Annotated in this window: 21 protein-coding genes and 1 tRNA gene; 11 read left to right on the top strand and 11 right to left on the bottom strand. The window is 52.1% G+C overall.

From position 1 onward, the window contains the following. Positions 1-25 precede the first annotated feature (25 nt). From cas3f to LDN84_RS18705, 3 genes are all read right to left on the bottom strand, one after another. Complete coding sequence (cas3f, locus tag LDN84_RS18715) at positions 26-3,388, bottom strand: type I-F CRISPR-associated helicase Cas3f (protein ID WP_223904934.1); 3,363 nt, start codon at positions 3,386-3,388, stop codon at positions 26-28. Continuing rightward, entirely contained in the window at positions 3,385-4,383 is a 999-nt protein-coding gene (gene cas1f / locus LDN84_RS18710) for a type I-F CRISPR-associated endonuclease Cas1f (protein ID WP_223904933.1), read from the bottom strand. Before cas1f ends, cas3f begins: the two co-directional genes overlap by 4 nt. Before the next feature lie 318 nt (positions 4,384-4,701). Further along, positions 4,702-5,337 (bottom strand): nuclease-related domain-containing protein, encoded by a 636-nt coding sequence (locus LDN84_RS18705; protein ID WP_223904932.1) that lies wholly within the window; start codon positions 5,335-5,337, stop codon positions 4,702-4,704. 211 nt (positions 5,338-5,548) lie between these two features. Here LDN84_RS18705 and LDN84_RS22945 point away from each other — a divergent pair, with 211 nt between their 5' ends. From LDN84_RS22945 to LDN84_RS18675, 7 genes are all read left to right on the top strand, one after another. Next, positions 5,549-5,677, top strand: coding sequence for a hypothetical protein (locus LDN84_RS22945; RefSeq protein ID WP_255610401.1), 129 nt, complete (start codon positions 5,549-5,551; stop codon positions 5,675-5,677). Positions 5,678-6,163: 486 nt separating this feature from the next. Then, positions 6,164-7,384, top strand: coding sequence for a DUF445 domain-containing protein (locus LDN84_RS18700; protein ID WP_223904931.1), 1,221 nt, complete (start codon positions 6,164-6,166; stop codon positions 7,382-7,384). Positions 7,385-7,770: 386 nt separating this feature from the next. After that, on the top strand, positions 7,771-8,685 hold the full coding sequence (locus LDN84_RS18695; protein ID WP_223904930.1) for a helix-turn-helix transcriptional regulator: 915 nt from the start codon (positions 7,771-7,773) through the stop codon (positions 8,683-8,685). Positions 8,686-8,734: 49 nt separating this feature from the next. Continuing rightward, positions 8,735-9,652 carry an ATP-binding protein gene (locus LDN84_RS18690; RefSeq protein ID WP_223904929.1) on the top strand — a complete coding sequence of 306 codons (918 nt, stop codon included), beginning with the start codon at positions 8,735-8,737 and terminating at the stop codon, positions 9,650-9,652. Positions 9,653-9,683: 31 nt separating this feature from the next. Then, the gene (locus LDN84_RS18685) at positions 9,684-11,012 is read left to right on the top strand and encodes a hypothetical protein (RefSeq protein ID WP_223904928.1); all 1,329 of its coding nucleotides are present in this window, start codon (positions 9,684-9,686) and stop codon (positions 11,010-11,012) included. Next, a complete protein-coding gene (locus tag LDN84_RS18680; protein WP_223904927.1) occupies positions 11,009-12,712 on the top strand; it encodes a methyl-accepting chemotaxis protein in 1,704 nt (567 codons plus the stop codon). The genes LDN84_RS18685 and LDN84_RS18680 overlap by 4 nt, the downstream gene beginning before the upstream one ends. Further along, positions 12,709-13,374, top strand: a complete 666-nt coding sequence (locus LDN84_RS18675) for an OmpA/MotB family protein (RefSeq protein WP_223904926.1) — start codon at positions 12,709-12,711, stop codon at positions 13,372-13,374. Before LDN84_RS18680 ends, LDN84_RS18675 begins: the two co-directional genes overlap by 4 nt. Positions 13,375-13,712: 338 nt before the next feature. Here LDN84_RS18675 and LDN84_RS18670 read toward each other — a convergent pair whose 3' ends face one another. The 6 genes from LDN84_RS18670 to LDN84_RS18645 all read right to left on the bottom strand — a co-directional run bounded on the left by LDN84_RS18670 (position 13,713) and on the right by LDN84_RS18645 (position 19,234). Next, entirely contained in the window at positions 13,713-15,326 is a 1,614-nt protein-coding gene (locus tag LDN84_RS18670) for a YfjI family protein (RefSeq protein WP_223904925.1), read from the bottom strand. A 2-nt stretch (positions 15,327-15,328) separates the two neighbouring features. Further along, positions 15,329-15,580, bottom strand: a complete 252-nt coding sequence (locus tag LDN84_RS18665) for a helix-turn-helix transcriptional regulator (protein WP_223904924.1) — start codon at positions 15,578-15,580, stop codon at positions 15,329-15,331. Beyond that, on the bottom strand, positions 15,580-15,903 hold the full coding sequence (locus LDN84_RS18660; RefSeq protein WP_223904923.1) for a helix-turn-helix transcriptional regulator: 324 nt from the start codon (positions 15,901-15,903) through the stop codon (positions 15,580-15,582). The genes LDN84_RS18665 and LDN84_RS18660 overlap by 1 nt, the downstream gene beginning before the upstream one ends. A 384-nt stretch (positions 15,904-16,287) precedes the next feature. Next, complete coding sequence (locus LDN84_RS18655; protein WP_223904922.1) at positions 16,288-17,928, bottom strand: nuclease-related domain-containing DEAD/DEAH box helicase; 1,641 nt, start codon at positions 17,926-17,928, stop codon at positions 16,288-16,290. 266 nt (positions 17,929-18,194) lie between these two features. Next, positions 18,195-18,271: transfer RNA gene (locus tag LDN84_RS18650), tRNA-Pro, on the bottom strand. A gap of 12 nt (positions 18,272-18,283) precedes the next feature. Then, entirely contained in the window at positions 18,284-19,234 is a 951-nt protein-coding gene (locus tag LDN84_RS18645) for a polyprenyl synthetase family protein (RefSeq protein ID WP_223904921.1), read from the bottom strand. Positions 19,235-19,416: 182 nt separating this feature from the next. Between LDN84_RS18645 and rplU the strand changes: the two genes are divergently transcribed. From rplU to proB, 4 genes are all read left to right on the top strand, one after another. After that, positions 19,417-19,728, top strand: a complete 312-nt coding sequence (gene rplU, locus LDN84_RS18640; RefSeq protein ID WP_223904920.1) for a 50S ribosomal protein L21 — start codon at positions 19,417-19,419, stop codon at positions 19,726-19,728. A gap of 12 nt (positions 19,729-19,740) precedes the next feature. Beyond that, on the top strand, positions 19,741-19,998 hold the full coding sequence (rpmA, locus tag LDN84_RS18635) for a 50S ribosomal protein L27 (RefSeq protein WP_223904919.1): 258 nt from the start codon (positions 19,741-19,743) through the stop codon (positions 19,996-19,998). A gap of 67 nt (positions 19,999-20,065) precedes the next feature. Then, the gene (gene cgtA / locus LDN84_RS18630; protein WP_223904918.1) at positions 20,066-21,139 is read left to right on the top strand and encodes an Obg family GTPase CgtA; all 1,074 of its coding nucleotides are present in this window, start codon (positions 20,066-20,068) and stop codon (positions 21,137-21,139) included. A gap of 54 nt (positions 21,140-21,193) precedes the next feature. After that, complete coding sequence (gene proB, locus LDN84_RS18625; protein WP_223904917.1) at positions 21,194-22,330, top strand: glutamate 5-kinase; 1,137 nt, start codon at positions 21,194-21,196, stop codon at positions 22,328-22,330. An 81-nt stretch (positions 22,331-22,411) separates the two neighbouring features. Here the strand turns inward: proB and LDN84_RS18620 are convergent, their stop codons facing one another. Together LDN84_RS18620 and LDN84_RS18615 are read right to left on the bottom strand one after the other, a co-directional pair. After that, positions 22,412-22,897 (bottom strand): CNP1-like family protein, encoded by a 486-nt coding sequence (locus tag LDN84_RS18620; RefSeq protein WP_223904916.1) that lies wholly within the window; start codon positions 22,895-22,897, stop codon positions 22,412-22,414. Then, positions 22,890-23,507 carry an RNA pyrophosphohydrolase gene (locus LDN84_RS18615; protein ID WP_223904915.1) on the bottom strand — a complete coding sequence of 206 codons (618 nt, stop codon included), beginning with the start codon at positions 23,505-23,507 and terminating at the stop codon, positions 22,890-22,892. The genes LDN84_RS18620 and LDN84_RS18615 overlap by 8 nt, the downstream gene beginning before the upstream one ends. Between the last annotated feature and the right edge of the window lie 24 nt (positions 23,508-23,531).

The following is a 23,531-nucleotide window of genomic DNA, read 5'->3' as shown; positions in this document are numbered from 1 at the left end:
CCGACCTTGTGTCGGCCTCTCCTTTTCAGGTTTTGTCTTTCGTAAACCCCAGCGCCGGATGAAAGCGCCAGCCGTTGGTGCTTTCGGGCAAGCTCAAAGTGCCAAAACGCTTGGCGCACAGCTCCATAGAAATTTCCATGGATGTGGCCAAGTCGACCAACGCTTCCATGTAGTCAGTCACCCCCCATGCGGTGATGTGTTCGCCTTGCACCTTGGCATCTGGAATGCGCTTGTTGTTTGACTTTTCAGCTTCGATGTAAGTCTTGTCCCCACGCCGTCCCTGTTTGTCGTCTACTACCAAGACGAGCGTGTAGTCGTCTCCGTCTTCATTGGGCCGCAGTTCCAAATTCACGTCTGGCGTTGGGTCATCTCGAAAAGGCTGTTGCTGCGGCAGCACGGCAGTCAACAGCGCATCAGCTGGAGCCAGTTGCCACCAACTGGCTGCGTTCAGCGCCAATGAATTGGGGGGAGCAGGCCACATCGTCGCCTGCATGCGGGCATGCTCTAAGTCCACCAGTCGGCTACGCGGTTGCAATTTTTCTCGTGCCACGATGCGGGGCCGCGCATCAATCACGGCGACTTCATCAGGGGCCATCAACTGGCCCAGGCTGTGCGGCTGCAAAGGAAACTGGTCTGTTTCAAAACCGGGTTTGCAAAAGGCCGGTTGATTGGGGCTACTGAAGTGGCGCAGGTTGGTGTCAAACACACGGATATTCGGGGTGCTGCATTCGCCCTCACGGTGTCGGCGCACCCGGCCCGCAAGCTGGATCAATGAGCGCATGGAAGATGGCTCGACCACGGCCCAGTCGTAGTCGTGGTCGCGGCCCACCTCGGTGACCGGTGACCCCAGCACGATGAACAGGTGGTCTGGCTCGGGGTTCTCGTCCAGGCGCTGGCGAATATCCGGCAGGGTGAATACGGCATCGGGCTGGCGGCGGTTCAGGGTTTGATCCAACTGGTGCTCAATGGCGGAGCGGATCAACAGCGGAAATTGTGAGTGGTAGGCGCACAGGTGCACGCGCACACCTTCGGGCCAGGGCAGGCGGTACAGCTCCAGCGCCACGTCCACCAGCGGCCCGATATTGGCCATACGAATCAGACCAAAGCTGACACACTTGCCGCTTTGGGGATCGGGCTGGTGATGCTTGTGGTGTAAACCGACTGCATGGCGAATGGCTTCCTGTGCAAAACCAGTTGGCAGCAGCGCACTGGCTTTGCCACGCAAGTCCAGAGGCACCAACACCGCCCGGCGGCGCACTTCGGCTTTGCCCAGTCGCAATGCCCGTCGTTTGGCGAAATTGCCGTGTTCGTTGACAAAGCTCGCGCCATCCGCGCAGTTGGCCTGTTGCACGTCAAACTCGTCCACCCAGGCGCAACAAATTTCCGCGGCCTGGGCCATTGCGCTGGGGCGGTCGCCACGGTTGCGCTGGTAGTGCTGGCGACCATTGCGGTAGGCTTCAAACAGGCCTTGCACCAGAGCCGGCGGCAAAGTGGCGGATGACAGCAACACCCGCGAACCCAGCAGGCCAGCCCAGTGCACCAGACGGGTCAGCGCTGGCAGGTCGGCAATATCGAAATCATCAGGCTCGTCCAGCACCAGATCGCCGCTCATCAAGCGCAGCATGGGGGCAATCTGGCGACCACCGCGCTGGCTTTCTGTGGCGGGGGTCAGGTGGTCGATGGTACACACCAACAAGGGCGCGGCCAGCAAGGCTCGGGCGGCGGGGTCGTGCATGATCCTCTGCAGCAAGGGGTGCTCTTCGGTGTTGCCGTCAAACACCACATGGCTACCTTCTTCCAACAAGGTCTGGCGCGAGGCAGAGCCGGATTGTTCGGCCTCGCGCTCATAGTGTTCAAACAGCGCCCGGCTGGCGCTGCCGCCCACACGGATGGCCAGCTCAGCATCACCCAGGCCCAACAGCTCACCAAAGGCCCGGCCGGTTTGCAGGGTGAGGGTGCGCAGGCCCATGGCAAAGGCGCAGCGCATACCTTGCTCAGGGTCTGCCAGCGCATACATGATGCGGGCATTCGCCAAAGTTTTGCCGCACCCGGTAGAGGCCATGTTGACGATAAAAGCCCCTTGCCGCTGGCTGCGTTCACGCATGGCCTGTGCCACCTCGAATGCTTTGTCTTGCCAGCGAAATCGGGCATCTTGGGCGCGTTTTTTCAAGGCCTTGTGGCGGGCCAGCCGGGGCAGGTTCAACTCGAAACGCGGCAAGGCGTGGCTGACCTCGCTGCTGTGCTGGGCCACGCCCAGCAGGTGTTCGTCCAGCGTCTGATTGAGCTGGCCTGCTGGCCCTTGGGTATTGGCGTAGAGCGGGTAGTTTTTCTGACCGGTGACCCGGCCTGCTGCGGGCTTGCCTTTGTCGTCCACGACCAGGGATGAATAGTGGTGGTCTGCCAGCATCAGGCACAGCCGAGAGACATGCATCACATACGGGTTGTTCAGCCACTGGCCTTTGTCGGGCGACTGGCACAAGGCCAGCAGCCGCCCTGCCAAACGGGCAGCCCGTTTGCGCCACAAGTCGGTGGTTACGGGCAAGCCGTGCGGAAAGTGCCAGTACAAGGCCATTTGCTTGGCATCACCCCCACGATTCAGTTCGTTCCAACCGGCATCCATCAGGTGGAGAACATCTTTGAGCGCGTGGGCTGTGACCCAGTCAACCTTTTTGCCCAGGTAGGTTTTGCTGCCTGGTTCGGTATCTTTCTCCGGGGCCACGGGCAAGCGGTGGTGGGTGACCACCAACCAGGCGATGGCCTGAGCCAGGGGTGCTCGCACCAGGTGAGCAAAGGGCGCTTGCACGGATTGATCCAAACCATCACGCTGCAGGCGACCCAACCAGGTGGCATCGTCCACTTCCGACGGGTTGGCGAGGCGGGCCAGCCAGGTGGCATCGTCATCGTCGCCTACAAAGGCTTCAAACAGGCGCAGCGAAACCCATTCATGGCGGTACTGGTTGCGCTCTTGCAATTGCCCAAGTAAGCGCATTTGAAAAGCCTGACTGGCTTTGCCCAAGTCATGCAACAAAGCGGCCAGGGCGCTGAGCAAATGGATGTCTTGCCCGGTATGCCAATCGTTTTCATCCCCCTGCCGCAAGATATTGCGCCGTGTCATGTTGGTGGGCACCGCGCCCTGGCTGTTGAACTGGCTGGCATCTCCCACGATCCACAGCAGTTCGCTGTGGTCTTGCCCGCGAATCCAGTGGCAGGCCACGGCGGTGTTTTTGCGGGCGGTTTTTTTGAGCAACTGGCGCAGTGTGTCGAGCCCCGCTTGGGTGATGGGGGTTTGCCAGGTGCGCTCACCGCGCCGTTCGGCGAATTGGTCAAGGATGCGGCGGGTTTCGGTCAGTGCCCGCTTGTTGCACTGGGAGATCAGCAGTATGTTCATGCGTCAGCGGCTGGCTGGGTTTGGGCCAGTCGGCCAATCTTCAGCGCCACCGCCTTGAGGGTGTCGATCATGAAGTCCAGCGCCTCGCTGCTGGTCAGCTTGTCAATGCAGGCCTGGCGGAACTCCTGTTCAGTGTCACCCCGCATGGCAGAGATAAAGGCCTGGGGCAGGATGGCGGCATCTTTGACCAGATCGGCCACATCAAACACCAGACCACCGCGACGGGTTTTGCCGTGTAGCACCGCCAGCCCGTGGGGCAGACCAAGCACCCAAGTGGCCGTAGCGGCAAGCCCATAGGCAAGGTAGTTGCCGTGGTCAAGAAACTGGTTGGCCGCGTCGATGCTGTCGCCGCGCTGGCTGCGCACGAATTCGCCGTATTGCGTGGCTTGGGTCACCAGCCGGTAGAGCTGCTTGGTCAGGCGACCTTCTTCGGTCAAAAGATCGGTTTGGCTCGATGCATTGGCGACACCCTGGCTGGACTGCTTCAGCAGCGCATCGAGCTGGGTCATGTCGACCGTGCAAGGGCTGTCGCGCAACTGGCTCAAGCTATGCCATTGCTGGCGCACACGTTGCAGCCGGATTTGCTGGAATTCTTTGGCCGCCGCCAGGCGCAAGCCGTCGTCAAACCAGAACCGCACCCAGTGCTGCAAGTATTCGGTGGGGCGGTATTCGCTTTGGGGGGAGAACCAGGCCACCTCAATGTCCATCTCATTCGCGCTGAACAAGGGCGTGCCACCGCCACCGCAAAACCCAACCAGCACGCCAGCTTTGGCCAGCTCACGCATGGCCGCCTGGGTGACCGACGTGCCCGTGCCCAGCAGAACCGTGGTGGTGTTGGCGATGGGGATGTTCCAGTAAAGAGAGTGCTTGCCCTCGTCAGTGACGTATTCAACCCGGCCCCCATTCACCAGCACCCGGCAGTGCTCCAGGTAGTAAATGTTGGCACGTTTGGAGTGCAGGATTGACTTCAGGTTTGAAGCATCAAGAGTGGCCATGGTATTGCCTCGTCCCTGAGATGTTTTGGACGATTATGGATGTGAATCATCTTGAAGAAGACGGTACTTATCCTCTGTTATTAAAATTTGTGGGTAGACCAGCACTTATGCGATGCATATGAGGGCTTATTCACCTTAAGACCGAGTGTGGTGCTAGGTTTGTAATGTGGTCAGCCAATGTGCGGTTTTAACAAATATAGGCAACACGCAAATTGTTGTTTGAGCCTCGCGCAACATTGTCAGAGCCAACTGTGATTTACCAGTACTCGCGACAGCTTCAATCAAGAACACACCACCCGAATGTGAAATTCGAGGCACTCAAGTGGCCAGCCCTTCGGCCAACTGGATGTTGGCTCTGTGAATTTGACCAATATGGGTGGCCATATCTGGATGCAATTTAAAGCGATTTGCAAGAAAGTCCAGCACATGAACGCGCAAGGGATCGGCAAGGCTGTTTCTTGGAATAGCATCTTTTACCAAGCTGCACAGTGAATCCAGTTGGGTGGCATCTACGATTCTTTCCCTGGGGTAAGTGATAGTTCCTTTGTCAATGACCTGATCTGCCAGCACCAACAGTTGACTGACGTGGATCTCATGCAAGCCTGACTTGGACAAACGATCCATCATGGCACTGTGCTGACGGCGGGCTTGGTGTTCCACGTCTTTGGGGTTTGCCCCGGAGTCGCTGTAAAACTTCACCAGACCTTGGGCTCGCGCGACAACCTGACCAGCCTTGACTTCCAACAACACCAGGTGTCCAGTGGGCGCTACCACCACGGCATCAAATTCACCAAAACCCTGATCGCCGTCATGCATGGCAGACCACTCGACGCTGTGGAAAACATCAAATCCCTTGGGCAAACCCTGTTCCAGGAGAATCAATACATCACGTTCGCGGTAAGTGCCAGCTGACGTGGGATGGATGGTTGAAATAGGTGGGTGGATGGTCGCCATAGACCTCCAATGCTAAAGCTTCACCAAGCGAACATTGCTAGTCAAGGGTGACTGATAAAAATAAAGTCTAAAAACCAAAAACGACACGGGCTGTCATTGGCGTGCCTTATCGTTGGGACATTAATTTCCGGTGGTCAAAAGCCAGACCATCAATATTAGATTTTTGCTGTCACCATTTTCTTTTTCAACCCAACCACCCTAAGGATTCACCATGGGAAACAATACATCTCCCCTTGAAAGTCTTGCTGCCTTTGCGATTGCTTTTGCAGTCGGAGTTTTATCCACAGCCGGTTTGAGTGCCTACATCAGCAAACTGAAAAGTCAAACCAAGCCAGATTGAACAGTAGATTCACACCTTGCCACCCCATCATGGAAGGCTGTCATGCCAATCGCACCCAAATTTCCAATTTTCAAAGTCACCTGCACGTCCTGTGACTGGAGCCATGTCAGCGTGCAGCGGAGCGATGTCATCCAAGTGCCAACCACATGTAGGCAATGCGGTTCGACGCAGTTAAAGCATGCAGTACCCAGCATTGCCGAGACCGTGATGGCCAGACCAGCGGATTTCGTTCGGAGTTTGGTACGCAGAAAGTGACACCCAATTTACCTTCTTGCGGACATTGGATGCCCATTGGTCACAATGCGGTTTGGCAGCCATAAATGCTGAACATTTCAGGCTTCTGACTCTTCACTTAGCATGCTCTACGGCACATCCATATAAAGGGAGGGATCGGTGACCACTGAAAAGCATTTGGCCAATCAATTCGCAGACCCATTGGGTCGTGCCAGTAGTCGTGACATTCAACTGAGCTTGCGTCTTAAAACGATGCAACGCATCTCATTCGGGCTGTTACTGGTCATGGCTGTCATGTATGCCATAGCTGTGAGTTACCGCCATATTCACCCAGCTATTGGCTACCTTGCTGCATTTTCTGAAGCAGCAATGGTAGGCGCGGTAGCTGACTGGTTTGCTGTCGTGGCTTTGTTTCGACACCCCTTGAGCATTCCAATCTGGCACACCGCCATTATTCCCAACAGCAAAGAAGACATCGGGCGCAATCTCGGCGAATTTGTTGAAACCCACTTCATCACAGAAGAGGCTATAACCAGACGCATTCGATCAGCCAACCCGGCAGATTTGCTCAGCACTTGGCTACTGGCTCCCAAAACAGCCACCAATCTTGGTCATGCAGCAGCACATGCCCTTAACAAGGTATTGGACTCGCTGGACGATGCCAAGATAAAGCGGCAATTGGGTGAAGTTGTTGGCCGACAACTGAGCCAGTTGAACATGCCAGAAATGGCCGCGAACGTGGTCGACTTGTTCGTTGCAGAAAAAAAACATGAGGAAATGCTGGATGGGATTTTGGAGTGGGCAGTAGGCTATTTGGCAGATACCGCCAATCAGCCGAAGATTTCAGAATTTTTGATCCATGCCATTGGTGCGGAAAACATCATCTTCAAAACCGCCATCACAAAAGTATCACCGAGTTTGATCAAGGCGCTCTGGCAATCAGCCAAGGACATACGTACCAACCCGCATCATGCACTTCGCAATAAATACGGTGTGATGATTCAGGAGTTTGTCCAGCAACTCAAAGCTGATCCAGATTGGCAAAACACGATTACCCAGTACCAGCAAGACACGCTCAACAGTGAACAGGTGAAAAACCTGTTGAATGGCATTTGGGATCTCCTCAAAGATCGCCTGAATATGGCACTGGATCGACATGATCCGGTCATGGGTGGCCAACTGACACCACTGATACGTCAAATTGGCCATACCTTGGCCACAGATGCGCAATTGAGTGCCTGGCTAAATGAAGCGATTGAGTCTGGCAGTGCATCCATGATTCACCAGTACCGGGGTGAAGTCGGATGTTTCATTGAAGATCAACTCAAGCAATGGACAAAAGACGAAATGAGCAACCGGATCGAATTGGCAATTGGCTCAGACCTGCAGTTCATCCGCATCAATGGCACCGTGGTCGGTGGATTGGTCGGATTGGTGATATATGCCATCACACAACTGACAGGAAAGGTCTGATTGGCGTTGCGATTTCAATAGCTTGCAAGAGGCCCCTATGCCGTGCACTGAAACCGCGTTCACGAGCAGCTTAAATTGCCGTCCTCAATAAACTGAATAAGTTAAATCGGCACGATTTATTCAATTTCCCTTTGCCGTATTCCAGACAAAAAAACTTTACCTGGGTTCATTGACTCCCAAAGAAGGATGCAGAACAACTTAATGAACCAGAAAAGTTGAGCCCAACTTCAATATCCCCCAATCGGGGGATACCCAGACTTCACTCGGCAATATAGGATGAGCCCAATCATTTAAATTTCAAGACATCGGAAACGCGCAAGCAATACGACATCATCTGTCGTACTACTTTGTTAATCTTGCTTTCACGTTCAACAGCACCACAGTTCATGCGCACAACGACCTCCAGCACTGACCGAGATTCACTGGGTTACCGCCTTGCCCACATTCTGGGCATGCTCAATCAAGGTGAAAAACTTGATCCACAGTCGCTGGCTGAAGAATTCAATGTGAACTTGCGCACGATACAGCGTGACCTTAACGAACGGTTTTCTTTCTTGCCGATAGAAAAGACCGATGGCCGCTATTACCTTCAGCCAACCTTTCTGGGTAAGCTGAGTTTGCGCGATGTTGACCAATTTGCCAATTTGGCCGGTGTACGTGGATTGTTCCCAACGCTTTCCAATGAATTCCTGCGCGACTTGTTTGACAGTCGCATCCAAAGCGCCTGGCTGGTCAAGGGGCACCCCTACGAAGACCTGGCGGGTAAAGAGCAGTTGTTCCAACAATTGGAACAGGCCATCCTCCAGCACCGAAAAATCACTTACAGCTACCAAAAGGATGAAGGCTCCAAAACCTACACCTATGTGGAACCTTACAAGCTGGTCAACCATGATGGTATTTGGTACCTGGCTGGCAAAGACGGTGAAAAGCTCAAGGCCTTCACCCTGGTCAAGATTGACCGCTTGCAGGTGTCACCTGACACCTTCTCGGTTGACCCTGCAGTGAATCAAACCCTGGCCCAGGAAGATGATATTTGGCTCAACGAGAAAAAGTTGGAAGTGGTTTTGAAGATCTCCGGACCGGCGGCCAACTACTTCAAACGGCGCAAATTGCTGGCCAATCAGGTAATTGAAAAAGAGCTGGAAGACGGCGGCATGCTGGTGTCATCCAAAGTGGCGCATGTGAATCAGATATTGCCGACGGTTCGCCACTGGATTCCACATATTCGCATCATTAGCCCAGAAGAATTGCAAGCCACACTGGAAAAGGAACTGCGGGTGTATTTGGAGCCTCGGCAGTGACGAATGCAACATCATTGCCAACGATTGAAACTTAACCCCCTCCCTATTTATGAGCACTGAACCTGAAACCACCGAAACCAATTCTCCTTACGAATTGCGAGTTGCCCGGATCACGCTCGAAACGGAAGTTGTACTTGCACCGGAAACACGCAGAATGTTTGATGAGGCAATTGGAGCCATGCGTCATCACAAGACGATTTACACCGACTGGGGCTTTGGTGCTGTGGACCCGATGGGGCGCAACATGATTCTCAATTTTTACGGTTTACCTGGCACTGGAAAAACGCTTGCAGCTGAGGCATTGGCAGGCACGCTGAAACGCCCATACATTCACATTGGAATTTCTGAGCTCGAAAGCAAATACGTAGGTGACACGGCAAAAAACATCGCCAGTGCATTCAAGGCTGCAACTGCAGAAAATGCTTTGCTCTTTTTTGACGAGGCCGATACTTTGCTGGGTGCGCGGCTATCGTCAGTTACGCAGGGCATCGACAACGAAATTAATGCCATGCGCTCCACCCTGCTCATTGAACTGGAACGCTTCAATGGCATTGTGGTTTTTGCCACCAACTTTGCCAAGAACTACGACAGCGCTTTTGTCAGCCGCATCCGTTATCACATCGAGTTCAAATTGCCGGATTTTGAAGGACGCAAGCAACTTTGGAATCGTTTGCTGGTGATTGGTGTGCCTCTAGAGGAGGAACGTGCTCTCATCATTGAACGTGCCGCTGCTGCATCGGATGGGTTATCAGGGCGCGAAATTCGTACCGTGTTGCGCACAGCCTTTCCCCGTGCTTTGGTTGAAAACCCAAAGGAACCAAAGGTACTTTGGGCGCATTTGGAAAGTGCCATTGCGGATGTACGCACCGCAAATCGAAATGTTGGCAAGCACCAGCAGGATCGTACAACTGCCAGCAGTAATGCAAGCGCGGAGGCTGGGAGGCGACTTTTAGGGGTTGGGGATTGAGTGTTGTTGAAATTTATTCAAAGGAAAAATCATGGGTTTTTGGAGTTCAGTTGGCAGTATTTGTAGTTCTGTCGCAAGTTCAATCGGTAGCGCCGTTAGTTCAGTCGCCAGCGCAGTTGGGCGCGGGGTAAGTGCCGCCTATAACACTGCCAAAGATATGGCAGGTCGAGCCGTGGGGTGGATGGCTGAAAAGGCAGGGAATTTTGTGGATGGCGTCAAAAAAGTGTGGGATACGGTCAAGCCCTATGTCGCGCAAATACGTACGGCATTAAAAGCCGCCGCCGCTGCCACAGCTGTGACTTTTCCCTGGCTTAGTGGCGCATTGGTGCTGTTGGACAACGGCCTGGGAGCTTTGACCGCCTTTGAAAACTCGCCCATTGCCAAAAAAGTGCAACAGGCCATTGACTGGTCAATCAAACTGGCGCAGCGCTGGCAGGGTAACAAAAAAGAGGAGCAAAAAGAACACGAATATCTGAATGAAGAGGAATTGGAACAGGCCAAAAAGTATCAGGAAGACTTGCGTTTTGCCGAGCGTGAAGTTGTTTCACCAGAACAACGACACCAACTTGAATTGGCTTCAGTATTCAATGATTTTGAAATTGCCAGTGCTGATTTGGATAAAACGATTAAGAGCGCGCCAGAAGACTTTGAACACTATCTTCGCTTGCGTGCCACGCAAAAACTGCTGGCGATGGCAGAGCAAAAATTCCGTACCGCCAAAACCGTGGATGACATCAGCGCTGACGACATCTTTTTGGTACGTATTGCATCCGATCTGATCAAGGCAAACCCGGAGCTTTCAAATAATGCGGCGCTGCGCTTAGATCGCGTGCTGACTGAAATTCATGGGAAGAAACTTCTACCGTTTGTGTTTGAGGAGCTTATTGCCTCTTGGGCTAAGCGTGCCGAGGTTTTGGATAAGCAATGGGCGCAAGACAACAAAGCTTTATCGAAAGAAACTACCCTTTACAAATATCTCTTGGGTGCGAAGGAGATTCAAAGCGAACTCTCTGCCGAAGAAATGCAGCAACTTGCAGCGCTGGAAGTTGGATTACCCAAACAAAAAGAGGCTCTCACTAGCCTAGCAACTCGTCAGCGTGATATGGAGCGGTATGTAGGTGCAGCGGAAGGGCTTTTGCAAGTGCTGGAGAAAACCCCAGAACAAATCGAGGCCGAAGACAGAGCCTACCTGCTTGAAGAAGGCACACACATTGGCAAGCTGCTGATTGACTGTGCACAAACTGACATGCCCTTTAGTCAGCTAAATAAAGAAGATCAATCTTTGCTAACGGATTACGCCAATATCTTTAAAAATGAATCCAAGACCCGGATGAAGGGTTTATTAGAAGTGACCGCATGAACATCAGCGAATTATTGGGTTTTATAGCCCCGCAGCTAGAGCCGCTGCAATTGAGTTTTTTCATTCTTATCTTAGTCATGTTCTTTGGCACCATTTTCTCCACTCTATTGAATGCCAAAGATGCGGCGTGGGAAAAAAATTGGAATAACGGTACACCTGATGACTACAGTGATGATCTCGATATTGACCATGGCAGCGTTACCGATCTTTGGCACGCCGTAGCAACAAAATCTGAAAAATTGGCAGAAATAATGCCCGGCATGTTGCTAGTGGTGGGTTTGTTAGGTACTTTCTTAGGACTAGGACTGGCACTGAATCATGCATCGAATATTTTGGGGCAATCCAATGCAATCAGTGCTACTGGTACTGCCAACAGTATGCAGGATCTGCTGAGCATGATGCAGGGATTGGGCACTAAATTCAAAACATCGACTTGGGGCATTGCATTTTTTCTGCTGCTCAAAGTGTGGAGCAGTTGGTTGGGATTTGAGGAAAAACGCCTTACCTGGGTTATTCGTAAAGTAAAAGCAGAACTGGAGCGCCGCAAGGCGCAAGCGCAGTCAACGGAGTTAAATAAGCAGCAGACACTGTTTGCGCAAATCAATCAAGCTGCCGGGCAGATTGTTCAGGGTTTTTCTCTAAACCTTGATAAGCTGTCAGAGAGTCAAAAAGCTCGCCATCAACAAACTTTGCAGTTTTTGGGAAAAGGGATACAAACCGTGCGTGGTGACTTGGCAAGCATCAATACAGCCATACAAAGCGATAACGCAATAATGAAGCAGGTGCTTGAACAAAGCATTCAAGGTGTTCGTGCGGATTTAGCGAGCATTAACGCTGCAACACAAGCCAGCAGTGAAGCGATGGCTGGTTTTGTCAATAGTACCCAAACCATCATCAAAGACATGTCAGCGGCAAGTAACAAAATGGCAGATGGTGCTCACGAAGTGGGGGTTGCAGGTAGCAGTTTGGTCAAAGCTGTAGATGAATTCAGCACCCAGTTTAAACAAGTGCTCGGTGATGTACGGACTGACCTTAGTGCAGCTATCAATGACATGAGTGAACAAGCGGCGCGAACGTTGGAACAAGGAACTAAGGAACTCGGCAAGGCAACGCTTGAAATTTCAGCTGCACTGGGTGTGCTCTCACAAGACGTAACCGTAACAATGAACGGTGTAAAAGACTCAATTGGGAAGTCGCTGAAAATTCAGGAAGAGGGCGCTGTACTGTTCCGACGCTCAAGTGACACACTCAACGAGAACGTCACAGCTACGACTGAGTTGGTTCAGAAACTAGGTGAAGATATTCGCAGCGGTTTACAAGCGGTTTCAGACTCTGGTCGACGTATGGTTTCAATTGGAAAATCACTCGAAATCATCGTTCCTCAAATGGGTGATTTATTACCAGCGCTCGAACCGCTCAAAACATTGCATGTTCAGAATCAACCGTTATTGGATGAAGCCAAAACACTGAGGACAGATTTATCCAAACGGGATGCAAGGCAAGAAATTCAATTTGAGAAGTCATTGAAAATTCAACTAGAGGTTGCTGAAAGGATTCAGCGATCTACTGACATGCTAAATGAACATGTTAAAGCGGCGACAGCGCTAGTTTCAAAGCTGGGTGATGACACTCTTCGCCATTCGAAAACTGTTTCAGGCACTGATCCTCGAATCAAATTTAGTGCAGAAACTCAATCATGAAAGATAAACCCAGCGAATGGATTGCAATATCCGACTTGATGGCGGGTGTGATGGCTGTTGTTATGCTGATGCTGGTGGTTTCTGTGCTTCAGAAGAATGCTAGCGAAATTGCCTATAAAGAGGAGCTTGCCAAGGCGAAAGAATCAAAAAATGACCCTGTTACTAAGATGATGAAGACTTTGAACACGATGATTCAAACCCAAAGTGCAACAGAGTTTATTTCTCTTGACACGCGCACCAATCGAATGACGTTGCGCGATGGTGTTTTTGAGCGCGGGAGTGCGTGCCTCAAGCCAGAGGCACGGACAGCCGTTGAGTCTGTGCAAAAGTATTTGGAAGACTTCTTAAGAGAAAATTCAACAGCAAGAATCTTCGTGGAAGGTTATACAGACAATCTACCCGTTAAAAATCCAGTAATTGACTATCAGCGTTTTTGCACGGTATATGACGACAACTTCACCCTTTCGGCTGCACGTGCACGTGAAGCACGGCGATATTTGATTGGCTCTTTGGATCAGAATGCAGCACGACGCATTGTGGTGGCTGGTTATGGTGAGTCAAAACCTTTATTTGGCTTAGACCCCGCAGATCCGAAAAATAGGCGCGTAGAAGTGTTATTTACGATTGAACAAGAAGCCAAGTCAGAAACAATGGCCAATTGATCATTGGTAGAAGACTGGCCCGTATAAGTATTTACGAACGTAGAAGCATTTGGTACGTGCACGTTTGTGTTTAAGTGCCGGTGATTCAAGTCTCGAAATCTTCGGTAGCCTGGATGCTGCATTTATGTGGAATACCTGCATGGCAGGCTAAAGCGACATCGGTAGAATTGACATCTGCCTATCAGTTCTGAGGCTCTACAAGCAGAGGAAATTTACGATGGACATAGCCCTTCTATCTTTTTCCCCTGCTCACAGTTAAAGACGAGGTGACCAAATAAATCAGCAACCGAGCAGACTTACCCAAATATGCTGATTCAAAATTCGGTCACCTCCAAGGCTCAAAAGTTGGGATATGTTCCCGGTGGCGCAGTTACGCGAAGTGAACTGGGCAGCGCTCCATATGCCTGCTGCGCTTGCTGCAAAATCACGCCTGAAATTGGTTCTAGATACTGTAATCCTGGAATGATGACATACGTTGTTTTGTCACGAGGTAGATTCACGTATTGAATCCGCCCATGCTGAAGAAGGTATTGGAACGCCGCTTCTCGTCGATCATAGTTGTCGCGAACAGCTTTCGTGGCGAACTTCGCGACTCTATTTTTAGGGCATGGGGTTGAACAACCTGACTCATTGTGAAATTGCCGTATACATTTTTCGATGTCCAGAGCATCTTGTTCGAGCTCTGCGAAATGCAAATACTCTCCAAAAAGTCGCTTGAATTCAAAAAGATGCCAGTCGCAGATGGTTATTGCTCGTTGCGTCATGTCCAGCGAGATGTCGCCCTCGTGGCCCTCAAACACATGAAAGACCGCAGCCATCCGTGCGGCATTTTCTGCTGTCTTTGAGGCGGCATCGCTGACATCTGAATACAAACCGCCGGGACGAAGGTGAGATTCAATTCTGGTGGCAAAGTTTGTCAGTTCTCGACGTGCCGATTCCTCGAACTTGAGTGTCACGTTCTCGACAGTACCTGCACATGGGGCAGAGTTGAGGATTTCCAAAATGCGCGCGTTGTACTCTTGCATTTTCTCGGGTTGGGTATCCATATTTCGATACCCTCTTGTTGAGACCGGGTAGTTAAATAGGATGCGTCCCATCAGACCCGTATCCTGCCAGTAACTACCATAGTTTCTAAGGAAGTCGAACAACACGCTAGGTTGAACCATGAGTACGATCGAAAACCGAGGATGCCTAATGGTGTAGCTTTTGCCATTCTTATCAACGAACCTGACATCGCCGCTGCTCCACAAATCAGCTAAATGTGCGGCGAATTTGGCTAAATTTGATTTAAAAAATGCAGCACCTTCGCTCTTAAAGACTCCACAGGAGTTGCCGAAGTCGCGTAAGAATTGGTAAATGCCCTTGATCGACGCATCGTTCAAAATCTGCCTGATTTCTTTCGGTTTTTCTTGTCCTGAAGTGAACAGTGCATCTAATTCACGCTCTTTGGCTGAAGTGTCTTCTCCACGCATTGTCAACTTGGATATGTCTCGATTCAAGCCTTTCTCCTTGGCTTTAAAAGCTGACATGTATGCTTTCCACTTTGCCAAATCTTTGACCGAGTTAGCTTCTGTTTTTTCCTCGTGATCGCTAATGGGTTTAAGGAGGATTTTAAAAATTGTGTCTTTCCCATCGCTGATCTCCATCAGGTTTATCACGGCCAGGCCAAGCTGCGTTGTTCGCCCAGGTTTTCCTTCAACTAGGTAGCCGCGCTGGCATGCCAGTGCCGCAGCGGCGATGGCAGTCGGAGCAATCATCTGAGGCGTTGCCTGCACCCAGTGCGCCAAGTTGATAACCGTTTTGTATAGCAATGGCGGAAGCGAATCTTCTGGGTAGGGACTGGGTAGGCTTGAAACAGCAACGCCCCCAGATGTGTACAGGACTTGGTGGTGAGGTGGTTGGGGGATTGGCGCACGTGCCTGAAGTGTCTGATTGCCCTGAATGACGGCCATGATTAAAGCCCTCCTTCCGTTGAGCATGCGTTGCGACGAACGGCAATCCTCAAAGCAAGCCAATTTTCAATTTCCGCCTCGATAAAACCGGTAACGGAAGCACCGAAATTGATGAGCTTCGGAAATGTGAAATCAAAATGCGGTGAGAGTGGATTTAGCTTGTCGTAAAACGTAGGGCACGTTGTCTTCAGTCGAATGTTTGCCGAGTCGTCATGCTGTTGGAGTTTTGTGTTGGAGGTTGTGGCGGTGATCATCATGCCACTCCCACCGTGCTTGTGAATGCTTGCTGATCAAGCCATGCATCCAACTCATCCTCGAACCAACCGACTGACCGTAGGCCTAATGCCACCGGTTTGGGAAAAGTTGGGTCGAAGTAGCGACTGCTCTTTTGTGCTTTTGCGTAAAAACTGGATCGAGAAATCCCCAGTTTTAGCAATGCTTGTTTACACCGAAGTACTTTTCTTGATGAAACTGTACGCACAGATCCCTGATGGTCTTGATGCGAAAAGTTTCTTGAAATGCACAATTGGTCGTGCAAGGTAGGAACGGAAGAATTCCCGGGATTGACGTGATTCATGATTAACCCAAACAAACGACTGGTTTCAGTCGCACAGCAAAAAACATGCACCTTGTCGTAAAACACTATGGCACACACGATTGCTCCAGTTGCTTAATTTGTCTGGACACTCTGTCGCAGACTGTTTGGGTTACTTGGTAATTTGGCAAACTTCAAAGTGCCTTGATTACCCCAGACTTCCTCACTTGGGCTTGAAAGGGATAAGCAATTGGCTTTGAAATTTTAGGAGCGGCATAATGCTATCAGCTTTTAAAAGCTGCTGCGTCACTTTTTTTAAAATTTTGAAAAAAGACTGGTGCAAAAGCTCAGATCATCGGGGTGGCAGCAAAACTGTGCGATGCGTTTCAAGGCTGCGTTTTGATCTTGGTGCTGTGGGCCTTAGGTTTACAGATCGCTCATCAGCAGCGTGGCGCTTCTCTCCGATAACACACATTCCAGCCGAAACTCTGCGCGGGTAAAGCCTACGAATAGCTTACGCAGTTCCTTTTCAGCCAGTTGTTCAAAATCCACCTCACACAGCACGACCAACGGGGCGCTTTTCCCTTTGAAACGGTACAAGGTGTCTGCCAACAAGTCGCCCGATGTCCACAACGGATTTCCGGCACTATCGTAGCGGCCGGTAAATTTTTTCAAGGAGATACCGGCCAGCGTGTCGCGTTTCATTACCTCTGAATGCTCACGACCAGCAAAGGTGAGGATGACCATGTGCGAGGGGGCCACGCCTTCACTCATCAACGTTTTCAGGCATTTTTCCAGAGCGTTTACACCACCTGATTTGCCAGACACATAGATGTGAAAACCAGGAACCTGACCGGCAAATACTGAGCGTGCCTGGACAGGTTCACTGGTCAGTTTGAGTTGATTGATGGCTTGAACCACTTTACGCGGGCTGCGAAAGTTGTCTCTGCTAGAAATCTGAACGGCATCAGCCAAATCAAATGCATCACGACCATAAACCTGTTGTTCGGCATCTCCCATGACATACAGCCGCCCATCGTCCTTGAGGCGTGAGGTCAAGGCTTCAATCCATAGGGGTTCGAAGTCTTGTGACTCATCCACAATCAATAGATCCAGGCGTGCAGGTTGTGTTGATGCATTTTCCAGAAAGTGGTTGACAGTCTCTTGCCAGATTTGGGGTACATTGAAATCAGGCTCAAAGCCAAGCTTGCGCGAGAGGTTCACGCAGTGCTCATGAAAGGTGCTGATCTCAACCGAGTGTGGTGCCAGGCTTGTGATGTGGTCAGCCAATGGCCGGTTGTAACAAACATAGGCAGCACGCAAATTGTTGTTTGCAGCCTCGCGCAACAGGGCCAGAGCCAACTGCGATTTACCAGAACCAGCGGTGGCTTCAATCAAGAACACACCACCTGAATGTGAAATTCGCGGCACCCAAGTTGCCAGTCCTTCTGCCAATTTGATGTTGGCTCTGTGCACCTGACCGATATGGGTGGCGGTGTCTGGATGTAATTCAAAGCGGTTGGCCAGAAAGTCCAGCACCCTCACCCGAATGGCATCGGGCAGGGCGCTTTTTGGAATGGCATCTTTGACCAAGCTGCAAAGTGAATCTAACTGAGTGGCATCCACTATTCTTTCTCTTGGGTAAGTGATGGTTCCTTTGTCGATGGTCTGATCTGCCAGCACCAACAAATGACTGACATGCACCTCATGCAATCCCGCTTGGGACAGACGATCCAGCATGGCACTGTGTTGACGACGCGCTTGGAATTCCACGTCTTTGGGCTTGGCGCTTGCGGTGTGATAAAACTTCACCAGCCTTTGTGCCGTCGCAACAACTTGACCGGCTTTGATCTCCAGCAATACAAGGTGCCCTGTAGGTGCTACGACCACGGCATCGAATTCGCCAAAGCTTTGATGGTCATGATGCATGGTTGACCACTCGACGCTGTGGAAAACATCGAAGTTGCTGGGCAATCCCGCTTCAAGCATCTTCAAGATGTCACGTTCGCGGTAAGAGCCCGCTGAAGTGGGGTGGATGGTGAAGATTTGGGGGTGGATGGTCGCCATAGACCCCCAATGCTAAAGCACCACTGGGCGCTATATGCTGGACAAGTAACTGTTTACAACAAACTTCTTAATCGCACTATTGGATCTTCGTGTGCCGCCGGTTCGGGAACAACGTAGTAGCTAAAGCAGTCGCCTTGCAGCTTCTTTTTTCGCAATATTTGCGAGTAAGCATTGGCGGTGTGGCTAACGGTGTGGCTAATTTTACGAAGCGGCAGCCAAAAACAAAATGGGTTAATTCGAAAATTGAGCTAACCCATTGATTTTATTGGTCGGAATGAGAGGATTCGAACCTCCGACCCCTTCGTCCCGAACGAAGTGCGCTACCAGGCTGCGCTACATTCCGATGTGCTTGAAGTCAGGATTGACGTTCAAGCAACTGAGTCGCCAATTGTAGCAAACACTCCGTATATTCATTGCTTGGCAATTGCCCAGCGGCGGCTATCGCACGGTGGGCTTCACTTGCTGCGGCTTCACGCGCTACGGCGAGTGCGCCCGTGGCAGATACGATGCTCACTACCTGATCAATCAGGTCAAGGCGACCAGTTTCAATCGCGGTTTGAATTAATTCGCGTTCGGCTGCATTGCCGCGTTGCATGGCGGCTATCAGGGGAAGTGTGGTTTTACCTTCGCGCAGGTCGTCCCCCAGGTTTTTCCCCATCACGGCGGTATCACCGGTGTAATCCAGCACATCGTCAATCACCTGAAAAGCGGTTCCCAAGGCTTGGCCATATTCGGCGCAGGCCGATTCCATTTGTGGGTTGGCGCCTGCCAGAATGGCACCTACGCGGGCACTTGCTTCGAACAACTTGGCGGTCTTGGAGCGAATCACCTGCAGGTAGCCGGCTTCATCCAGTGCAGCGTTGTGCATGTTCATTAATTGCATCACTTCGCCTTCGGCAATGATGTTGGTGGCATCTGCCAGTACCTCCATGATGCGCATGTTTTGCGCATCTACCATCATTTGAAAAGCACGTGAATACAAAAAGTCACCCACCAGCACGCTGGCCGGGTTGCCGAAAGTTTCATTGGCTGTGGCGTTGCCGCGGCGCATGGCTGAATCGTCCACCACGTCATCGTGCAGCAGCGTTGCGGTGTGAATAAATTCCACCACGGCAGCCAAATTAAAGCGCTGGACACCCTTGAAACCAAGTGCGCCGCACATCAATAAAAGCAAAGCGGGGCGAAGACGTTTGCCACCTGCGGAGATGATGTAGTGTGAAACTTGGCCAACCAATGGCACGCCAGAGTCAAGCCGCTGGGCAATGACCTGGTCGACTTCGCGCATGTCCTGCGCAATGATGGCCATGGGGCTTGGATGAGGAGTGTTTTTGGCGTGCAAGACAGTAGCCCGGTTAGTTGCGCGCATTATAGAAAGCCTGTTCGTCTTGATTGGACTGATTTCTCGGAAAAATTGCCAAACTTTAAGACTTGTGCGATAATTATGGGCTCTGCGAAAATTCGTTCGTAGAGCATTTTTAAGAGGTTATTATGTACGCGGTCATAAAAACTGGTGGCAAACAATACAGAGTTGCTACTGGCGAAAAAATTAAAGTAGAACAGATTGCTGCGGATGTAGGCCAAGAAATTGTGATCGACCAGGTTCTGGCAGTCGGTAGCGGCGCAGAGTTGAAGGTTGGCACACCCTTGGTGTCTGGTGCATCTGTGAGCGTCACGGTCGTGACGCATGGCAAACACGACAAGGTCAGCATTTTCAAAATGCGCCGTCGCAAGCACTATCAAAAACGCCAAGGTCATCGTCAGCAGTTCACCGAACTGTTGATTGGCGCGATTACTGCATAAGGAGCAAGAGTCATGGCACATAAAAAAGGCGGCGGCTCGACGCGAAATGGGCGCGATTCCAAGCCCAAAATGCTCGGTGTGAAAATGTACGGTGGCCAACTGATCAGCGCAGGCGCGATCATTGTTCGTCAACGTGGCACTCAATTCCACCCCGGCGTGAATGTTGGTATCGGCAAGGATCACACCTTGTTTGCGTTGACGGAAGGCCATGTGTCTTTTGCCATCAAAGGTGCACTCAATCGCCATACTGTGAGCGTGACACCGGCTTAACGCTGGGTGACTCTCACTCAAGACCCTGCGCTTGGCGCGGGGTTTTTCGTTTATAAGGTTCCCTATCATGAAATTCGTTGACGAAGCCTACATTGATATCTCCGCAGGAGATGGCGGCGCTGGCTGCGTCTCGTTTCGGCATGAAAAATACAAAGAATTTGGCGGCCCTAATGGTGGCGATGGTGGCCGTGGTGGTCACGTGTTTGCTGTGGCCGACGAAAACCTGAACACGCTGGTGGATTACCGCTTCTCGCGTCGTTATGACGCACAGCGCGGTCAGCATGGCATGGGCTCTGACATGTTCGGCGCGGCAGGTGACGATATCACCCTCAAAATGCCGGTTGGCACCATCATCACTGATGCCGAGACGGGTGAAGTGTTGTTCGAGTTGCTGACCCCAGGCGAGGTCATCACCATTGCCAAAGGTGGTGATGGTGGTTTTGGCAATCTGCGCTACAAGAGCGCCATCAATCGCGCGCCACGGCAAAAAACGCCGGGTTGGCCCGGTGAAAAGCGCAACCTGAAATTGGAGCTGAAGGTGCTCGCCGATGTGGGCCTGCTGGGCATGCCCAATGCGGGCAAATCGACGCTGATCACGGCTATTTCCAATGCGCGGCCACGGATTGCGGATTACCCGTTCACCACCTTGCACCCCAATTTGGGTGTGGTTCGTGTCGGGCCGGAGCAGAGTTTTGTGGTGGCCGATTTGCCGGGTTTGATTGAAGGCGCATCGGATGGTGCCGGCTTGGGGCACCAATTTTTGCGCCATTTGCAGCGCACCCGCTTGCTGTTGCACGTGGTGGATATGGCCCCGTTTGACGAGGGTGTGGACACCGTGGCCCAAGCCAAGGCGATTGTGAATGAGCTGAAAAAATACGATCCCGCGCTGTACAACAAGCCGCGTTGGCTGGTGTTGAACAAGCTCGACATGGTGCCGTTGGAAGAGCGTGAGGCCTTGGTTAAAGACTTTGTCAAACGCTTCAAGTTCAAAGGCCCGGTCTTCGAGATTTCAGCGCTCACACGTGAAGGATGTGAGCCCTTGATCAAAACCGTGTTCAAACACATCAGCGCCCAGCAAAAGCTGGAGCAAACCCCCGAGGTGGTTGACCCGCGTTTCGCCCCCGACGTGGATGCTTCATAAATACTATTAATTTAATAGCTGTTTGCGCTTGATTTACGGGCGCTAGAGGTCAAAATGGCTCAAGAATCTGTATCTTCTGCGTTGCGTGACGCACGCCGTGTGGTGGTTAAAGTGGGTTCCAGCCTGGTCACCAACGAAGGCCGGGGGCTGGATGAGTCAGCTATTGGCGAGTGGTGCCGTCAAATGGCGGTGCTGGTTGGTGGTGGACGCGAGGTCATCATGGTGTCCAGCGGTGCCATTGCCGAAGGCATGAAGCGTTTGGGCTGGACCAGCCGCCCGCGTGAAATTCACGAATTACAAGCTGCCGCTGCCGTTGGTCAAATGGGCCTGGCGCAGATGTACGAGACCAAACTGCGTGAAAACGGCCTGGGCAGCGCCCAGGTCTTGTTGACCCATGCCGATCTGGCCGACCGCGAACGTTATCTGAACGCTCGCTCAACCCTGCTCACTTTGCTCAAGCTGGGTGTGGTGCCGGTGATCAATGAAAACGACACCGTGGTCAACGACGAAATCAAATTTGGTGACAACGACACCTTGGGCGCGTTGGTGGCCAACTTGGTCGAGGCCGACGCGTTGGTGATCCTGACCGACCAAAAGGGTCTCTACACTGCCGATCCGCGCAAAGACCCGGCCGCCGAGTTTGTGCATGTGGCCCAAGCGGGTGATCCGCTGTTGGAGGCCATGGCTGGAGGTGCGGGCAGCAGCATTGGCCGCGGTGGCATGATCACCAAAATATTGGCGGCCAAACGCGCAGCCGGTTCCGGGGCCTCCACGGTGATTGCCTGGGGGCGTGAGCCTGATGCCCTGCTGCGTTTGAGCCTGGGTGAAGCTATTGGCACTCTGCTGGTGGCACCTACCCAGAAAACCCAGGCTCGCAAGCAGTGGATGGCCGACCATCTGCAATTGCGTGGTTCGGTGACGGTGGACGACGGTGCCGTGGCCAAATTACGCGGCGACGGCTCCAGCCTGCTGCCCATCGGCATGACCGCCGTGGAAGGTGATTTCTCACGCGGTGATGTGATTGCCATCCGTGACTTGGCCGGTCTTGAGATTGCCCGTGGTCTGGCCAACTACGCCAGTTCAGAAGCACGACTGATCTGCCGCAAACCTTCCAGCGCCTTTGAAACCCTGCTGGGCTATTTGGCCGAGCCCGAAATGGTGCATCGTGACAACATGGTTTTGAGCCGTTAAACGTGCGTGCCTTTCCTCCGCCAATGGGGGAGTGATCAAGCTCCCTATTTGATCGGGCATGCTGATCACACGGCTGAAATTTCAGCGCTTGAGCGCCTTGATAATGTCCTGCACGGTGCTGGCTGCGGCTCCGCGACCGTCGCAAACCCCCTGTCGAGCCAACATGATGGCGTGTTTGGACGGCAGGTTGTCACTCAGGTTATGCCATTGCGGGTCTTTGACCAATGACCACGCACCACCGGACGATGTGCGTGCATAAGTTTTTACCTGACCTGTGGCACAGCGAATACCCTCATACATGGCAGTGACCGAGCCGCTGGTATTTTGCGTCACCATCACATAACGCACGATGCCATCAGGTGCAATTGCCAGCGTGGCGGGATCCACGCCAAACTTCAGACTCACGTAATGCGGCATCTCGATTGGAATCAGATGATCAATACTGAAAGACGGTGGGGCAGGCACCTCGGATTCATGCCAATCAGGGTCAGTGTCTGAACTTTGGGCCAGTGCGCTACTGACGTAGAAAGCCATGCCCAGTGCTAAAAATTTCAAGGGTTTACGCATGATCATTACCACTTTGCGGATCTGGTTGGAAGCTTGCTCCGGGCGGCAATTCAAAACAGGCATTGGGAATGTCGGACTGCATTTGATCGGCATCCATCGGGCGAATGCCCTGGCGCAAAAACCTGTTTCGAAACTCGTTGCGCGGCACATAACGTGACAACTCGGTCAGTGCAGTCACATACACCTCACGCTTGAACTCCACCACGGCCTCCAGCGGCACCCAATAATCATTCCAGCGCCAGGCATCAAACTCAGGATGGTTGGTCGCGCGCAGATTCAGATCCCAGTCGTGTCCCACCAGTTGCAACAAGAACCAAATTTGTTTTTGGCCTTTGTAAAAGCCGCGCGAATCGCGCCGAATAAAACGGTCTGGCACCTCGTAGCGCAACCAGTCACGGGTGCGGGCCACAATGCGAATGTGTTCGCGCTGCAGACCTACTTCTTCATGCAACTCCCGAATCATGGCCTGCTCCGGGGTCTCGCCCCGGTCAATGCCACCCTGCGGAAACTGCCAGGAGTGCGTCCGAATACGCTTGCCCCAAAACACCTGATTTTTCTGGTTGAGCAGGACGATGCCGACGTTGGGCCTAAAGCCGTCCCGGTCAAGCATAATCAAACCCCAAATTTTTAAATT

The organism is Rhodoferax lithotrophicus, from assembly GCF_019973615.1.
Lineage (GTDB): Bacteria > Pseudomonadota > Gammaproteobacteria > Burkholderiales > Burkholderiaceae_C > Rhodoferax > Rhodoferax lithotrophicus.
Note: the sequence above shows the minus strand (reverse complement) of the source record. Positions and strands in the feature narration are given on the sequence as shown.

Bases quoted from the DNA above. Each gene is read 5' to 3' on its own strand.
- LDN84_RS18680 (WP_223904927.1), top strand. From the start codon at position 11,009: ATGAACATCAGCGAATTATTGGGTTTTATAGCCCCGCAGCTAGAGCCG.
- LDN84_RS18615 (WP_223904915.1), bottom strand. From the start codon at position 23,507: ATGCTTGACCGGGACGGCTTTAGGCCCAACGTCGGCATCGTCCTGCTC.
- LDN84_RS18705 (WP_223904932.1), bottom strand. From the start codon at position 5,337: ATGGCGACCATCCACCCACCTATTTCAACCATCCATCCCACGTCAGCT.
- proB (WP_223904917.1), top strand. From the start codon at position 21,194: ATGGCTCAAGAATCTGTATCTTCTGCGTTGCGTGACGCACGCCGTGTG.
- LDN84_RS18645 (WP_223904921.1), bottom strand. From the start codon at position 19,234: ATGGCCATCATTGCGCAGGACATGCGCGAAGTCGACCAGGTCATTGCC.
- LDN84_RS18685 (WP_223904928.1), top strand. From the start codon at position 9,684: ATGGGTTTTTGGAGTTCAGTTGGCAGTATTTGTAGTTCTGTCGCAAGT.
- LDN84_RS18660 (WP_223904923.1), bottom strand. From the start codon at position 15,903: ATGAATCACGTCAATCCCGGGAATTCTTCCGTTCCTACCTTGCACGAC.
- LDN84_RS18695 (WP_223904930.1), top strand. From the start codon at position 7,771: ATGCGCACAACGACCTCCAGCACTGACCGAGATTCACTGGGTTACCGC.
- LDN84_RS18655 (WP_223904922.1), bottom strand. From the start codon at position 17,928: ATGGCGACCATCCACCCCCAAATCTTCACCATCCACCCCACTTCAGCG.
- LDN84_RS18690 (WP_223904929.1), top strand. From the start codon at position 8,735: ATGAGCACTGAACCTGAAACCACCGAAACCAATTCTCCTTACGAATTG.
- LDN84_RS18675 (WP_223904926.1), top strand. From the start codon at position 12,709: ATGAAAGATAAACCCAGCGAATGGATTGCAATATCCGACTTGATGGCG.
- LDN84_RS18670 (WP_223904925.1), bottom strand. From the start codon at position 15,326: ATGGCCGTCATTCAGGGCAATCAGACACTTCAGGCACGTGCGCCAATC.
- rplU (WP_223904920.1), top strand. From the start codon at position 19,417: ATGTACGCGGTCATAAAAACTGGTGGCAAACAATACAGAGTTGCTACT.
- LDN84_RS18700 (WP_223904931.1), top strand. From the start codon at position 6,164: ATGCAACGCATCTCATTCGGGCTGTTACTGGTCATGGCTGTCATGTAT.
- LDN84_RS18665 (WP_223904924.1), bottom strand. From the start codon at position 15,580: ATGATCACCGCCACAACCTCCAACACAAAACTCCAACAGCATGACGAC.
- LDN84_RS18620 (WP_223904916.1), bottom strand. From the start codon at position 22,897: ATGCGTAAACCCTTGAAATTTTTAGCACTGGGCATGGCTTTCTACGTC.
- rpmA (WP_223904919.1), top strand. From the start codon at position 19,741: ATGGCACATAAAAAAGGCGGCGGCTCGACGCGAAATGGGCGCGATTCC.
- cgtA (WP_223904918.1), top strand. From the start codon at position 20,066: ATGAAATTCGTTGACGAAGCCTACATTGATATCTCCGCAGGAGATGGC.
- LDN84_RS22945 (WP_255610401.1), top strand. From the start codon at position 5,549: ATGGGAAACAATACATCTCCCCTTGAAAGTCTTGCTGCCTTTGCGATT.
- cas1f (WP_223904933.1), bottom strand. From the start codon at position 4,383: ATGGCCACTCTTGATGCTTCAAACCTGAAGTCAATCCTGCACTCCAAA.
- cas3f (WP_223904934.1), bottom strand. From the start codon at position 3,388: ATGAACATACTGCTGATCTCCCAGTGCAACAAGCGGGCACTGACCGAA.